This window comes from Stenotrophomonas sp. HMWF003 (assembly GCF_003061285.1).
GTDB lineage: Bacteria > Pseudomonadota > Gammaproteobacteria > Xanthomonadales > Xanthomonadaceae > Stenotrophomonas > Stenotrophomonas maltophilia_AP.
Window position 1 is genome coordinate 1 of sequence record NZ_QAIW01000208.1, and the last position, 1666, is coordinate 1666.

At 69.6% G+C, this 1666-nt stretch carries 2 pseudogenes; both read right to left on the reverse strand.

Annotated elements, in window-relative coordinates:
- Positions 1-227, reverse strand: a pseudogene (locus DBR34_RS08485) (4-alpha-glucanotransferase); the annotation flags it as partial.
- A 113-nt stretch (positions 228-340) separates the two neighbouring features.
- Positions 341-1666 (reverse strand): annotated as a pseudogene (gene treZ / locus DBR34_RS08490) (malto-oligosyltrehalose trehalohydrolase); the annotation flags it as partial.

Sequence of the window (1666 nt, forward strand, 5' to 3'; positions counted from 1 at the left end):
GCACCCGCCAGCGCGGTACGCAGGCGGGGTTGCGCCCGCTCGGCCATGCAGCGCTGCAGGCTGTCCTGGCGCTGTGCAGCGGACGTTGCGGGCCACTCCAGTGCCTCCAGCACTGCCAGCAGCGTCGCCGGTTCAACCCGGCGCGGGGTGCCGTGCACATCCTCCCAGTCCACCAGCACGCCAACGGCGCCTGCCAGGCCGACCAGATCGACAGCAGGCCCGGTCATCGCGGCACCCACCGCACCAGCATCGATGCTGGCGGCAAGGTACCACCGGCATCGGCGGCGCCGAGCGACAGCACGGTCTGCCCGGTCGGCAATGTCGCCTTGGCCTGGCCGTCGCCCAGGTTGAACGCCAGCCACCACTCGCCCGTTGGCAGTGCCCACCCCACCGCAATGGCATGGTCGGCCAGTACCGTGGCGCCCAGGCTGCGCGCCTGCGCCACGCCGTCCACCAGGTAGCGGCGGCGCGCCGCCAGGCACGCGTTGAAGTGCGCCAGCCAAGGGTTGTGTGCCAACGCCTCCGGCGATGGCAGCGGGCACTGCGAGGCCTCGAAGGTCGCCCGCGCGTTCGGATCGGGAATCGCATCGCGTGCCGCCGCTTCGGCAAACGCCTTGAGCTGGCGGAACTCGGTCCGCCGGCCCTCGCGCACGGCCTCATCCAGCGGCGGCTCGAAATCGGTGAAGAACAGGAACGGCTCGGAGGCGCCCCACGGCTCGCCCATGAAGAACAGCGGCACCATTGGCGTCAGGGCGGTCAGCGCCTGTGCCACGCGCAACCGCGCCGGCGCCACCGACTGCTGCAGCCGGTCGCCAAACGCGCGGTTGCCGATCTGGTCGTGGTTCTGCGCGAACACCACGAAATGGTCGGGCGACAGCCCGGCACTGGGCTCGCCGCGCCGGTTGCCGTGCCGGTTCACCTCGCCCTGCCAGGCAAATCCTTCGGAGAGTACCCGGGCCAGGGCCGCGGTCGGTGCGGCCGCGTAGTCGGCGTAATAGCTCTCGGTTTCGCCGGTGAGCAGCACGTGCAGCGCGTTGTGGAAGTCGTCGTTCCATTGCGCGGTGTACCCTTCGCCCAGCAACGAGGCGGCGTTGTTTTCGTTCTCCACCACCAGGTCCACCGGATGCGCCGGGCCATCGGTGTGGATCGCTTCGCGCAGGGTTTCCAGGAACGTCTGCGGGTGGATCGCATGCACCGCATCCAGGCGCAGGCCGTCGAAGCGATACTCGCGCAGCCACATCAACGCATTTTCGATGAAGAAGCGCTGCACCCACGGCTGACGGAAGTCGATCGCCGCGCCCCACGGCGTGCGGACGTCCTCGCGGAAGAACTGGGGCGCATAGGCGGCCAACTGGTTGCCCTCCGGGCCGAAGTGGTTGAACACCACGTCCAGCAGCACCATCATGCCCAACTCGTGGGCGGCATCCACCAGAGCCTTCAGCTGGTCAGGGCTGCCGTACACCGACACCGGCGCATACGGCAGCACACCGTCGTAGCCCCAGTTGCGTGTGCCCGCGAAGGTGGCCAATGGCATCAGCTGCAACGCGGTGATGCCCATGGCGGCCAGTGCGGGCAGCTGGGCCTGCAGGCTCGCATAGCCGCCCACCGCCCCCACGTGCACCTCGTAAAGCACCGCTTCGGGCCACACGCGCCCTGCCCCGCCGGT